Here is a 13171-nt window from a genome sequence, read left to right as displayed (position 1 = left end):
CATTTGAAGGCGATAAGCCGATGTCTATTCTCCATCTTCAATGGCGATGTTTGTTCGCTTCTCAATACAATCAGTATTTTTAGCGATTTTTATTTCTAAAATGCCATTATTAAAGATGGCATGGATGTCTTTCTCTTCAATCATAATGGGGAAAGTAATGTTCCTTGTTAAGTCTTCTGATGTTTGTTCGTTTTGATTCGGGTCAGATTCAGAACGAACGGTTATAGTGATGATTTCTTTTTCAGCAGTGATGGATATATCTTCTTTTTGTTTTTCTCCTATCTCTGCTTCAATGATAAACTCCTCATTCGTTTCAAAAAGATCGACGCGAAATGTGTGCTCATCCAGTAAGCTTGTGAATGGATCAATAAAAAACTGTGTCATCCATTCTTCAATCCCGTTAATATTCATTGGATTTGAACACTTTCTAATATTCATTTAAATTGACCTCCATAGAACGGAAACTTCTAAAATGTAATGAACCCCTTTAAACTATAAGGTATTCAAGATTGCTTTTTTGGTGAAAGGAATCTGTCCTATAGCAAGTAAATTGATATAAATGAAGTATAAAGGGGCAAGCTCTTGAACAGGAGGGGTAAATAAGCTGAATAAGAATAAAATGGTGATTTGTCTTCCATTCAATTTTGGTTAGCTTTTATAGACGCTGGGTCCTGGCAATCAAACCGCGCAACTTAATTGACTTGTACCTCCAGTGCTTCAGTTCTGATATGTGATATCCAAAGTTCAGCAAAAATGAAAAAAAAAAGAGGCCTTTTAAGCCTCTACATGTCATGTCCACTATTATGCTTCTGACGCGTATGATTCGCGTTCTTCACCTTTTTAGACCCATCCAGCGGTTCTGGCTGACCAGGATTATCTCCTTTAGGTGCATTTTTACGCATATCTTTGCTCGTATTTTTGTTTGTCATGGCAATACCTCCACATAACTTGAAACATCTTTTGGATTTTTACTAAAAAATGCCTTGCCACTATATACTTAAATGTAAGGTCTGGAAATGAAATTATTAGGTAATAGTGACTTTTGCTTGACTGTTATTAATATGCTACACATGACTTGATTTTATGAGCAAAGATTCCTGTAACGATGATTCCTGCCTTACATACTTTTTGATCCTGCTTATCATACTTATATTCCGTCACATATGTGTTGATTTTCGCTTTTGCTGATTGGTTAAAACGGCCATCATTCATTGTTTAGTAAGGAGAAGTTTAGTTTGAAAATAAAATGGTTTGGACATTCTGCTTTTTTACTGACATCTGAAGCGGGAACCAGGGTTCTTATCGATCCATTTTATCGCTTCATTCACTACCGAATGCCAATTGTTGAAACAGAAATTGTTGCCATTACACATAATCATTTTGATCACAATAAAATTCAAGCTGCAGCAGGTGATTACTTACTTGTTAATGAACCGAAGGAATACATCCGCGATGATGTAAGAATTAGGGGAATTAAGACATTTCACGACAAAGTAAATGGTGAGAAGAGGGGGCCAAATATTTTATATCGTTTCCAAATGGACGATTTAACCATCTGCCATTGTGGAGATTTAGGGCATGTATTATCAGAAGAACAATTGAATGAAATTGGCAAACTAGATATTCTTATCATTCCCGTAGGAGGAACATTTACACTAAATGCACGAGAAGCTGCCCAAGTCGTACATCAATTTGAACCCCGTATTACCATTCCTATGCACTATAGAACAAAGGCATTATCGGTAGTTGGCTTCATGTTTTCAAAGGTAGATACGTTTCTTCAGATATCCGGACAGCGAATAACCGAAGTCATAACATTGGAGATTTCAAAGGAAAATGTGTCTGATTATGCTGGTGTTGTCACTATGCAATATGAATAAAAATATTGATTGACATAAAAGATTTTAGAGTGATTAAATAAAGATAACAATATATGGAAGGGTGAAAGCGTACATGATTTAATAATCCGAACTTTAGAATAGTCGATATCAAATACTTCTATGCCAGTGGATGGATAGTTCCAGTGATATATCGATTATGATTTCTGAGGTAGGATTAGATCATGTACATTTGCTTGTGTTAGGAGAAGTCTGTCATGATTACTTTTTCTTTGCCAAGTACTTTACATTGACTCCTGTCTCAGAAATGAGTCCAGGAGTTTTTTGTTTGCAAAGAGATTTTAGGAGGAGTCAGGCATGAATATAGTGATAAAAGAAATTGCGATAGAACGTTCACATTCAGCTCCCTATGGCATTGCAACAGATGATAAGGAGAATGTATGGTTTACTCAACATAAAGCTAATAAAATAAGTTGCTTAAATAAATTTGGAGATATTAAGGAATTTACTCTCCCTACACCAGACGCCCAAGTTTTATGTTTAACTGCAGCTTCTAATGGGGACATATGGTTTACAGAAAATAAAGGCAATAAATTAGGGAGAATTTCAAATCAAGGAGTCATAGAAGAATTTCTGCTGCCCCACCCAAATTCAGCCCCATATGGTATTGCAGAAGGATTGAACGGAGATATTTGGTTTACAGAAATGAGCGGGAATCGAATAGGCAAAATAACATCGAGCGGTTCGATTTATGAATATGAAGTACCATCAGAAGGTGCTTTCCCTTCTTTTATCGTTTTAGGGGATGATGGAGCCATGTGGTTTACTGAAAATCAAAACAATGCCATTGGGCGAATTACGGTAACAGGCAAAGTAACTGAATTTGTCATACCAACTTCAAATTCAGGACCGGTAGGAATAACGAATGGTCCTGATCAAGCCCTTTGGTTTGTAGAGATTTTATCGAATAAGATCGGTCGTATTACCTTATCGGGTGAGATAACGGAATATGAACTTCCGACAGAAAATGCCCGACCACACGCAATAACTGCCGGGATTGACGGTTCATTATGGTTTACTGAGTGGGGAGCAAATCAAATAGGACATTTCTCCCTTGCAGAAGGCCAAATAACCGAATATAAAATCCCTACACCTCAAGCTGAACCACATGGAATCTCGTGTGATAAAAATGGAGAAGTATGGTTTGCCTTAGAGTGCAATAAATTAGGTCATTTATCAATGATTAAGTAGTGCCAAGGAATGAACTGCACTTACTTAGATGAAAGACAAACGGTGGAGGGGGAAAAAGGTGACTCAAACAACAAGTACGATTCCTAAAGCCGCATTGCGCGGTACAGCATCTGGCATATTTTTTATGGCATTTTTCGAAACTCTGTGGGCATACACAGGGATTATGGGATTGCAAGGCTGGGGAATTCCATGGTTATTAATCATTGCTGTAGCAATAGGAAGCGTTCTATATATTAGCGGTGTTTTTTTGTTACGAGCATCGCGGGAATTACCGAATCAAGTTCAAACCACAGCTGTAAGGTATGGGAAGCGAACGTTTTTCTGGTTTAACATCATTTTTGCTGCAGAGTTATTGGCTATAGCTATCACTGTTGTGATTTGTCAAGCTGCTCGTCATACAGAACTTATCCCGATTGTTGTCGCATTCATTGTTGGTGCATATTTTCTTCCTTTGGCTTATCTTTTTCAAGTCAAAGTGTATTATGTAACAGGAGGACTGCTTTGTTTACTGGCTATTCTTACATTTTTGTTTGTTCCTGAGAAGATAACACTTGGGGAACACGAGATTCTTTCATTTATGTCATTAACAGGTATTGGTTCTGCTTTCATTTTGTGGGGAACTGGTTTGTCCATATTGGTAATGGGCAAGAAATTGATAAGATTCGCTCAGCTAAAAACCAGTATTAGTGAAATTGGAATGTAACCTGAAAAAGATTAATAAAAGAAAAGGGATAAAAATAAACACTTCTTTTCAGCGTTTTTTTAAAATCATTCATAAGGAGATCGGTGAATATTTTTTTCATGTTCAGACATACTAACAGATGGTTTTATACTTGCGATGAAAGGAATGTGTGAGTTTTATGCCATATAATAAGGACAAGCAACAATCATTTCAAGCTGCACAGCAAGGGGCTACTGAAGCAATTGATGCCTATCAAAATATCGTTAAAGAAAGCCCGGATTACGGAAGACAGCTTAAACATTTAACAGAAGAAGTAAATGAAGCCTATCAACAAGTGAATAATGCCCTTGAAAATGCATCGGAAACACAAAGAAAGCGGCTTGAACAATACCAAAGTGATCTTGAAAAAATTGTAAATGAGTTAAATTTAAACGATGTATAAAACAAAACGACGGGGGACCGTCGTTTTTTGTCAGGAAATAGATAACATTATATCCTACTGATTTTTTTTACGCTTTTTATTATTTTGTCTTTGTGCAGCTGTCAGCGGTTCATTTTGGAACTCTTCATTATAGCCAGCACCCATTCCTTGTGCACTCGCATCATTCATTCCGACCCGAATGTGATTCGCTTTGCGTTTAGCCATAAGTTCTTCACCCCCTACAACAACTATCATGTGTCAAGAGCGTGATATCCATTCAGTTGCTTGCATGAACGAAAGGAATCAAAAAATTTAGAAAAAATTTTAAGATTTCGGTGCTATTTAGTTAAAAATTTGATATAGTAAAAAAGTAAAACTGGTACGCTTTCATAAGAGAAACTTATACATATCAATAACATCATTGTTATTTACTTATGTTACTAGTTGTATTAAGATTGAAATGTGTGAAATTTAAAAAATGGGGTACCATCCTTCGACAAGAGTCGATCTTGATCTTATTAAGGGGGAGAAAGCAAAATGACTAATCAAGTTACTACAAAACAAGATGCTTTCCAAGCACGTAAAAGCTTTACGGTTAATGGAAAGACGTACAACTACTATTCCTTACAAGCATTAGAAAATGCAGGAATTGGTAACGTTTCGCGCTTACCTTATTCAGTAAAGGTTCTTTTAGAATCTGTATTACGTCAAGTAGACGGCAGAGTCATAACAAAAGAACATGTTGAAAATTTAGCGAAGTGGGGAACTTCGGAACAAAAGGACATCGACGTTCCATTTAAACCATCTCGCGTTATCTTACAAGATTTCACTGGTGTACCTGCTGTCGTTGACTTAGCGTCACTTCGTAAAGCGATGGCTGACATGGGTGGAGATCCTGATAAAATCAATCCGGAGATTCCAGTTGACCTTGTAGTTGACCACTCTGTACAGGTTGACAAAGCAGGAACTTCTGATGCGTTACAGTTTAACATGGATCTTGAATTTGAACGTAATAATGAGCGTTATAAATTCCTAAGCTGGGCACAAAAATCATTTGATAACTACCGTGCTGTACCGCCAGCAACTGGAATTGTTCACCAAGTAAACTTAGAATATTTAGCAAGTGTCGTTCATGCAGTAGAAAATGAAAACGGTGAATTTGAAACATTCCCTGATTCATTAGTAGGTACTGACTCACATACAACAATGATCAACGGTATCGGTGTTCTAGGTTGGGGTGTAGGCGGTATCGAGGCAGAAGCAGGTATGCTAGGACAGCCTTCATACTTCCCAGTTCCAGAAGTAATCGGCGTTAAATTAACTGGTGAGCTGCCAAATGGTACAACGGCAACTGACTTAGCTTTAAAAGTAACACAAGTATTACGTCAGCAAGGTGTTGTTGGTAAATTTGTTGAGTTCTTTGGTCCTGGTGTAGCAAAGCTTCCGCTTGCTGACCGTGCAACAATTGCAAACATGGCACCTGAATATGGTGCAACTTGCGGTTTCTTCCCTGTTGATGAAGAAGCATTAAATTATATGCGTTTAACTGGCCGTGACGAAGAACTAATCCAAGTTGTTGGAGAATATTGCAAAGCGAACGGTTTATTCTTCACGCCTGAAAATGAAGATCCAACATTCACAAAGGTTGTTGAAATTGACCTTTCTGAAATTGAAGCAAACCTTTCAGGTCCTAAACGTCCACAGGATTTAATCCCTCTTTCAATGATGAAGGATAAATTCCATGAGCATTTAGCAGCGCCGGCTGGTAACCAAGGCTTTGGTTTAGAACCTACAGAGATCAATAAAGAAATCACTGTGACATTTAAAAACGGTGAAGAAACAAAAATGAAAACAGGTGCGATTGCCATCGCTGCGATCACAAGCTGTACAAATACTTCTAACCCTTATGTATTAGTAGCTGCAGGTCTTGTTGCGAAAAAAGCTGCTGAATTAGGACTTGAAGTGCCTAAATATGTAAAAACATCATTAGCTCCTGGTTCAAAAGTTGTTACAGGTTACTTAGAAAACTCTGGTCTTCTTCCACACTTAGAAAAGCTTGGCTTTAACCTTGTTGGATATGGCTGTACGACATGTATCGGTAACTCTGGTCCGCTTGCTGATGAAATCGAAGAAGCAGTTGCTGCAAACGATTTATTAGTAACATCTGTTTTATCTGGTAACCGTAACTTTGAAGGACGTATTCATCCGCTAGTGAAAGGTAACTACCTTGCATCACCGCCATTAGTTGTGGCTTACGCATTAGCTGGTACTGTAGACATCGATCTTCAAAACGATTCATTAGGTAAAGATAAAAACGGTAATGATGTATTCTTCAAAGACATCTGGCCAGGAACAGAAGAAATTAACGAAGTTGTTAATAAAACTGTTACACCTGAGCTATTTAGAAAAGAATATGAGCAAGTATTTGATGATAATGCGCGTTGGAATGAAATTGAAACAACAGATGAGGCGTTATATGTTTGGGATGAAAAATCAACTTACATTCAAAACCCTCCATTCTTCGAAGGCTTAACTGCTGAACCTGGCAAAGTTGAAGCGTTAAAAGACCTTCGTGTTGTTGCTAAATTCGGTGATTCCGTAACAACTGACCATATTTCACCTGCTGGTTCAATCGGTAAAGATACACCTGCAGGACGTTACCTCCAAGAAAATGGCGTAACTCCAAGAGAGTTTAACTCTTACGGTTCTCGCCGCGGTAACCATGAAGTTATGATGAGAGGTACATTCGCTAATATCCGTATCAAAAACCAAGTTGCTCCTGGTACAGAAGGCGGCTATACAACTTACTGGCCAACTGGCGAAGTTAAATCAATCTATGATGCATGCATGGATTATAAGAAAGATGGCACAGGACTCGTTGTATTAGCTGGAAAAGATTACGGTATGGGAAGCTCTCGTGACTGGGCTGCTAAAGGAACAAACCTTCTTGGCATCAAAACAGTTATCGCTGAAAGCTTCGAGCGTATTCACCGCAGTAACTTAGTGCTAATGGGTGTTCTTCCGCTTCAATTTAAAGAGGGAGAAAGCGCAGAAGTGTTAGGATTAACTGGAAAAGAAACAATTGAAGTTGCTATTGACGAAACAGTTAAACCACGTGACTTCGTAAAAGTGACAGCTACAGATGAAGCTGGCAACAAAAAAGAATTTGAAGTATTAGTTCGTTTCGACAGTGAAGTTGAAATTGATTACTACCGTCACGGCGGAATTCTTCAAATGGTATTACGTGATAAATTACAAGCGTAACATAGTAAAAAGGAACGGGATCCCGTTCCTTTTTTCGTTTTGCAAGTGTTTGTGTCTAATCCGCAAACAAAAACCACCATCCATTGTTCTTTCTTATGTTCCATGATTTAATAGAGAAAGGGATCAATTTGAGGGAGATCAAGTCATGTTTGACGCATTTCAACTAGGACCGTTTACGGTTCAGTATTTTTATATCATTGTCCTAATTACCTTTCTTACTACATATTATTTGATAGGCGTATTAGTAAAGGAATCTGCGCCAAAACAGTTTATTAAAAAGCATTATTGGACAGTTGTTTTGATCTTAATTTTTACGTATAAATTTAGCATTGTTTTGTTTCGGCCGGAACTCTTGTGGACAAATCGCTGGATCTACTTTACTGGCGGCCAAAAAGGGATTTATTTAGGGTTTGTCATAAGTTTGGTCTATCTAGGAGCGGCAGCGAAAAAAGATCAACTTTCGATAAAATCGTTTGGTTTTTCGCTTCTGCTTGTAACGATTAGCTATATTTTACTATTTCATCTAATAAAAATTGTGGTTTTGTCTTTTGCTTAGGAGGTCTTGTAAAAACATATGAAAAAAATATTAGCTATTTCGATTTTAGTCTTTCTGGTGGGGTATGCGATTTATTATGCCATTAATCCGAGTAACGTGAGAGTAGGTGTAACAGAAGGCAATGCTGCACCAGACTTTGAATTAACGACGCTTGACGGCGAAATGATGAGCTTGTCCAATCTGCAGGGGAAAAAGGTAATCGTTAATTTTTGGGCAACATGGTGCCCTCCATGCCGGTCCGAAATGCCTGATATGGAGAAGATTCATCATGAATTTGGTGACGATGTTGTGATCGCAGCAGTTAACCTTACGAGTTCAGAGAAAAACACGGAATTGGTTGAAAAATTCGTGAAAGAATTGAATTTAACATTCCCGGTATTATTGGATGAAAAAGGGGCCATTAATAAGCAATTTGAAGTGTTATCATACCCTACATCTTATATTATAGATGAAGATGGAATCATTACGTCAAAATTTGTAGGAGCTATGACCTATGAACAAATGAAAGACCTGCTTGAATTAGAGTAAAGGCTTGAGGCAAAATGTCTCAGTCTTTTTTTTTGTCTTGCTGCTTTTTAATAATGGAACTTCAGGTGCTCGCTTTCCATCCTAGCAGGAGTCTTGCATTCCATTCATCAACCTTTTTCTGCAGTAATGATCCGTAAAAACGAAAAAACAACCATTTTTTAGAAAAGTGCTTTTATATTTATCAAAGCTTTTTAGAAAAAATGTACTAAATTTTTTGAAAATTGGACATCCTTTTTAATAACGTAAGCGGAGGTGAGATGTGTGAGAAAACATAAAAAAAGAACATTTGAGGAGTTAGTTTTAGAAAATAAGCAGCAGCTTTTAAAGGATCAAGAGGCTCTTGAGAGAATTGAGGAACGCTGGGAGCAAAAGATGCTTAGGAAATTAGATTAACAAGCTTTACTAGTCATGTATCGCCTTTTTTATGGGCATTCTATCCGTTGAGGAGGCGATAAACCATGACAAACCAAAGTAATGATACACAAAGTCATTTTAATCCTAACCATGTTGGAACAAAACCGCGTGGGTTTGGGAATAATAAAGGCAAAAAAATGCAAGATACATCTGGAAAGCATGCTCAAGTAATGCAAACCAAGGGTGAGTAATTCTTACCTTTAGCAAAAAATAAGTTTAAAAATCCCTTCAAAATAGCAGACTAAAATTGTTGTTTCATATGCTAACACGAAAGGAAGGATTTAAATGGCAAACCAAAACCGTCCAAATCCAGATGATCGCTCAGACAACGTTGAAAAACTACAAAGCATGGTTCAAAATACGATTGAAAACATTGAAGAAGCACAAGATACCCTTCAATTTGCTTCACCTGAAGAACGTGAAAGAATTGAAGCGAAAAACGCTCGCCGCGAAGAAAGCATTCATGCATTGCGTGAAGAAATCAAGGATGAAGCACAAGCGCGCGAAGAAGGATACCGTAATAATCAGCAATAAATCAGGCTTTTTGCCTGGTTTATTTTTTTCTGCATAAATCACTTCAATAGGTGAGGTTTAACCAAAAGTGTCATAAGTCTTTTTCATTCATGCATTTAGCTTTTCTATGATATGATGGATAAATGGAATTGGTTTACATTGCGATTAAGGGCAGCAAGGAGAGAATAACATGCTTGTATCAAAAAAAGAAATTGAAATTCGATATGCTGAAACCGATCAAATGGGTGTTGTTTATCATGCGAATTATTTAATTTGGATGGAAGTAGGCAGAACAAAATTAATTCAAGACCTTGGGTTTTCATACGCTCAAATGGAGAAGGATGGAATTATTTCTCCTGTAATTGATATTGAAATATCCTACAAAAAGCCAATGCGTTATGGAGAAACAGCGATGATTCATACATGGATAGAAGAATATAACGGAATGAAAAGTGTTTATGGGTACGAAATCTACACATCAACAGGAGAATTAGCTGTACAAGCTAAATCCAGCCATGTATGTGTTCATAAGGATACGTTCAGACCAGTAAAATTCCGCAAGCTCTTTCCAGACTGGCATGAAGCATATGAGAAGGCGAAGAAGTAATGGCTTTTGGCATCTCAAGGAAAGAATTAGCAAAATGGAAGGATGAAGTTTCACGTGGTGAAATTTCTTTTTTAACTCATTTTTGGCTGGATGATCGGTTTCCCCATTCACATTGTGTCACAAAGGCTGGCTGTAATAATATTGAAAAATTAGCAGCCTGGGGAGCACAATTCGGGCTAAAAAAAGAATGGATTCACTTTAATGATCAGTATCCACATTTTGACTTATTAGGTGAAACCCAGCTGAATATTTTAAAACACTATGGGTTGGAAGATCATATTCAACGTTTTAAATTACATAATAAAAAATGACAAAAGGTCAAAAGCTAACATAATGGCGGCTTTTGACCTTATTTTCATGCAATATCATTATTGCTCGATATAGGTAAAGGTTGGCTCGTTACCTTCTTCATCTAATTCAACACGCAGATTATGGTTGTCAAAATACCAAAGATCACGATTTTCTACAAAGAAAGTAATCCCATTAAGTTCTGCACTTGCTCCGATTTCTTCAGGCTGCTGTTTCGCCACACCAAGGGAAAAGCCTTTTTGAACATTACTGCATCCGCCATAACGGACAAAAAATTGAACCATATCGCCTTTTTGCAGCTGTAATTCCTCTATATACCAGTTGGCAGCTTTATCATCAATGATCATTTCCATTTTCAACACTCCTCTTGTTATTCTGCGAAGATTTTATGTCTTAAAAACAGCTGAAAATAAAAGCTGCTTATTTCATTATAATATAGAACGAAAAATAGAACCATGATTGTACCTGGTGTAACATGTAAATTTTTTGTGAAGGATAATAACCACTATTCATTTAACGAGTTCGGTTTAGAAGTAAAAGAACAATTAATAGCTAAAATCAAAACTGAATTAGAATCTTAGCTGTTATTGGTAAAAAACCTTTATGAATTTGATATGACTCGAGCGTATCCTATAGAAAGGCACTCAAAGCCAAAACCCTCGTTGGAAATCATGTAAATGTCTCATAGAAAGGCACTCAAAGCCAAAACCTTCTTTGAAAATCATGTAAATATCCCATAGAAAGGCACTCAAGGCCAAAACCCTCGTTGGAAATCATGTAAATGTCCTAGAGAAGGGCACTCAAAGCCAAAACCCTCTTTGAAAATCATGTAAATGTCCTAGAGAAGGGCACTCAAAGCCAAAACCCTCTTTGAAAATCATGTAAATGTCCCATAGAAAGGTACTCAAGGCCAAAACTCTCTTTGGAAATCATGAAAATGTCCTAGAGGAAGGTCAGATTATATAAAAACGAACTGTATCTTCATAGAATAGTCCTTAAGAAGAAAACATGATTCACTTCAATGTCCTTTAACAATGAAATGGCATGGTGAAAATTACTTCTCACCCTGTTAAATACGGTGTTACATCAGATGTAATTCCACTGCAGTTTTTTCCAAACTGATAGATCAACAAAAAGAGGCAGTCCGACTCATAGGTGAATCGGACTGCTAAATAGTGTGAGATTTACTATTTTTGTTACTATTTAAGTGGTTTTTAAGGAAAAACCCTTATTTAATGGACATCTTATTTTATATCCATTTAACTTTCGGTTCTGTTTTATCGATGATTCGTTTAATATTTGCCCGATGCCGGTAGATGACAAATAGGGTTAATAGCGTAATCACTATGATTAAAGGGATATCCCCTGTAAATAGGCTGTAAATGATGCCGTAGACACCTGCTAGCATAGATGATAAAGAAACATACTTTGTTAAGTAAAGAACAAGGAAAAAGAATGCAATCATTGTTATAAACAAGAGCGGTACATATAGCAGGAGTACACCGGCTGAAGTTGCTACCGCTTTTCCGCCTTTAAATCCTGCGAAAATAGGATATGTATGTCCGAGAACCGCAATAATACCGACTAAAAGCGGATCTAATTCACTATTAAAAAAGAAAGGCAATGCTGCAGCAAGTGTACCTTTTAGGATGTCGGCACTTGTTACAATTAACCCGGCTTTCACTCCAAGTGTACGGAAAGTATTGGTTCCGCCTAAATTCCCGCTTCCATGCTCACGAATATCGACTCCATATCCGAGCTTGCCTACAATCAGTCCAGATGGAATTGATCCTAGTAAATACGCTAAAATAAAAATAATGGCTTCAATCATATACGTGCTCCTTTGTGTAATCTTCCTTTATTCTATCATGGAGGTAGAGTAAAACTCTATGAGAGAATTAAAAAAACAAAAAAATCATCATTGGCTTTCCTAGTATTGGAGGGATTTGAACTTTCGATACAGGATAAAACAAGAAAGCTTTGAACACACTTTATAAAGAAATAGACCGATTTATTTGTATGTCAAGGCAGTACTTGCTATTATGAAGGTAAAGGAGTTGGATGAAAATGGCGATTGAAAATCCATCAAGACAGGAAATTGGGGAGATTTTAAAAAACAGCAAAACCATTGCCGTTGTCGGCTTATCGGATAATCCGGAACGCACATCCTACATGGTCAGTAAAGCGATGCAGGATGCTGGATATGATATTATTCCAGTCAATCCTACGGTCGATGAAGTGCTTGGTAAGAAAGCGGTTGCCTCTTTAAAGGAAATTGATGGGCATGTGGATATTGTCAATGTGTTCCGCCGTTCTGAGCATTTACTTGATGTGGCAAAAGAATTTTTAGAAATAGATGCCGATGTTTATTGGGCACAATTAGGTCTTGAGAACGAAGAAGCGTATGATTTGTTAAAAAAGAATCAAAAAACAGTTATTATGAATCGATGCATTAAGGTTGAACATGCAATGACGAAATAAAGGGAGACTTTCCATCTGAAGAGGCTATATTCTTCCCTAAGGATGGTTAGCACACTTAAACCGTCACATTCTAATGTCTCATCTGATTAGGCTGCAATATCTCATGTGATCTTTACTGGCAAGTTTTCCCTCTATTCATCTTTTTTGAAATAAGTGAATGTTGAAGTGGGATATACTGCCAGTAAGGATTAGGATAAAAAAAGAATGTGATCATTTTTAGAAAAATCCTTGTAAAAAACAAGGATTTTTTCCTTTCTTACACGAATATGGTTTGCTAAAAGAGCAAATGAACAGATACAATAAACAT

At 37.1% G+C, this 13171-nt stretch carries 18 protein-coding genes; 13 read left to right on the top strand and 5 right to left on the bottom strand.

What is annotated here, in order from left to right; all coding sequences use genetic code 11:
- Positions 1–24: 24 nt before the first annotated feature.
- On the bottom strand, positions 25–438 hold the full coding sequence (locus tag WQ54_RS12280) for an Hsp20/alpha crystallin family protein (RefSeq protein ID WP_046516948.1): 414 nt from the start codon (positions 436–438) through the stop codon (positions 25–27).
- Between the two features lie 344 nt (positions 439–782).
- On the bottom strand, positions 783–929 hold the full coding sequence (locus WQ54_RS12275; RefSeq protein WP_046516947.1) for a small acid-soluble spore protein P: 147 nt from the start codon (positions 927–929) through the stop codon (positions 783–785).
- A 306-nt stretch (positions 930–1235) separates the two neighbouring features.
- On the opposite strand from WQ54_RS12275, the gene WQ54_RS12270 reads away from it, so the two are divergent.
- The 4 genes from WQ54_RS12270 to WQ54_RS12255 all read left to right on the top strand — a co-directional run bounded on the left by WQ54_RS12270 (position 1236) and on the right by WQ54_RS12255 (position 4213).
- A complete protein-coding gene (locus WQ54_RS12270) occupies positions 1236–1880 on the top strand; it encodes an MBL fold metallo-hydrolase (protein WP_046516945.1) in 645 nt (214 codons plus the stop codon).
- 315 nt (positions 1881–2195) lie between these two features.
- On the top strand, positions 2196–3089 hold the full coding sequence (locus tag WQ54_RS12265; RefSeq protein ID WP_046516943.1) for a virginiamycin B lyase: 894 nt from the start codon (positions 2196–2198) through the stop codon (positions 3087–3089).
- Positions 3090–3147: 58 nt separating this feature from the next.
- Positions 3148–3792, top strand: a complete 645-nt coding sequence (locus tag WQ54_RS12260) for a hypothetical protein (protein ID WP_046516942.1) — start codon at positions 3148–3150, stop codon at positions 3790–3792.
- 157 nt (positions 3793–3949) lie between these two features.
- Positions 3950–4213, top strand: a complete 264-nt coding sequence (locus WQ54_RS12255) for a hypothetical protein (RefSeq protein WP_046516940.1) — start codon at positions 3950–3952, stop codon at positions 4211–4213.
- A gap of 54 nt (positions 4214–4267) precedes the next feature.
- On the opposite strand, the gene sspO is transcribed toward WQ54_RS12255, so the two are convergent.
- Positions 4268–4417: a small acid-soluble spore protein O gene (gene sspO, locus WQ54_RS12250; protein ID WP_046516938.1), complete on the bottom strand. Its 150-nt coding sequence runs from the start codon at positions 4415–4417 to the stop codon at positions 4268–4270.
- A gap of 312 nt (positions 4418–4729) precedes the next feature.
- Here sspO and acnA point away from each other — a divergent pair, with 312 nt between their 5' ends.
- The 8 genes from acnA (at position 4730) to WQ54_RS12210 (ending at position 10385) form a co-directional block, all read left to right on the top strand.
- Entirely contained in the window at positions 4730–7456 is a 2727-nt protein-coding gene (acnA, locus tag WQ54_RS12245) for an aconitate hydratase AcnA (protein ID WP_046516936.1), read from the top strand.
- 145 nt (positions 7457–7601) lie between these two features.
- A complete protein-coding gene (locus tag WQ54_RS12240; protein WP_046516934.1) occupies positions 7602–8012 on the top strand; it encodes a hypothetical protein in 411 nt (136 codons plus the stop codon).
- Between the two features lie 18 nt (positions 8013–8030).
- Positions 8031–8540, top strand: a complete 510-nt coding sequence (locus tag WQ54_RS12235; protein WP_046516933.1) for a TlpA disulfide reductase family protein — start codon at positions 8031–8033, stop codon at positions 8538–8540.
- A gap of 261 nt (positions 8541–8801) precedes the next feature.
- Positions 8802–8933 carry an FbpB family small basic protein gene (locus WQ54_RS12230; protein ID WP_046516930.1) on the top strand — a complete coding sequence of 44 codons (132 nt, stop codon included), beginning with the start codon at positions 8802–8804 and terminating at the stop codon, positions 8931–8933.
- Between the two features lie 65 nt (positions 8934–8998).
- On the top strand, positions 8999–9145 hold the full coding sequence (locus tag WQ54_RS12225; protein ID WP_046516928.1) for an acid-soluble spore protein N: 147 nt from the start codon (positions 8999–9001) through the stop codon (positions 9143–9145).
- A gap of 94 nt (positions 9146–9239) precedes the next feature.
- Positions 9240–9488, top strand: a complete 249-nt coding sequence (gene tlp / locus WQ54_RS12220; protein WP_046516926.1) for a small acid-soluble spore protein Tlp — start codon at positions 9240–9242, stop codon at positions 9486–9488.
- Positions 9489–9657: 169 nt separating this feature from the next.
- Positions 9658–10074, top strand: coding sequence for a thioesterase family protein (locus WQ54_RS12215; RefSeq protein ID WP_046516924.1), 417 nt, complete (start codon positions 9658–9660; stop codon positions 10072–10074).
- Positions 10074–10385, top strand: coding sequence for a hypothetical protein (locus WQ54_RS12210; RefSeq protein WP_046516922.1), 312 nt, complete (start codon positions 10074–10076; stop codon positions 10383–10385). Before WQ54_RS12215 ends, WQ54_RS12210 begins: the two co-directional genes overlap by 1 nt.
- A 57-nt stretch (positions 10386–10442) precedes the next feature.
- Here the strand turns inward: WQ54_RS12210 and WQ54_RS12205 are convergent, their stop codons facing one another.
- Both WQ54_RS12205 and plsY read right to left on the bottom strand, forming a co-directional pair.
- Positions 10443–10736, bottom strand: a complete 294-nt coding sequence (locus tag WQ54_RS12205; protein ID WP_046516920.1) for a HesB/YadR/YfhF family protein — start codon at positions 10734–10736, stop codon at positions 10443–10445.
- Between the two features lie 896 nt (positions 10737–11632).
- Complete coding sequence (gene plsY / locus WQ54_RS12200) at positions 11633–12214, bottom strand: glycerol-3-phosphate 1-O-acyltransferase PlsY (RefSeq protein WP_046516917.1); 582 nt, start codon at positions 12212–12214, stop codon at positions 11633–11635.
- A 236-nt stretch (positions 12215–12450) separates the two neighbouring features.
- Between plsY and WQ54_RS12195 the strand changes: the two genes are divergently transcribed.
- Positions 12451–12864: a CoA-binding protein gene (locus WQ54_RS12195; protein ID WP_046516915.1), complete on the top strand. Its 414-nt coding sequence runs from the start codon at positions 12451–12453 to the stop codon at positions 12862–12864.
- The last annotated feature ends 307 nt before the right edge of the window (positions 12865–13171 follow it).

The sequence above is a fragment of the Bacillus sp. SA1-12 genome, from assembly GCF_000981385.1.
Taxonomy (GTDB): domain Bacteria; phylum Bacillota; class Bacilli; order Bacillales; family Bacillaceae; genus Metabacillus.
Note: the sequence above shows the minus strand (reverse complement) of the source record. Positions and strands in the feature narration are given on the sequence as shown.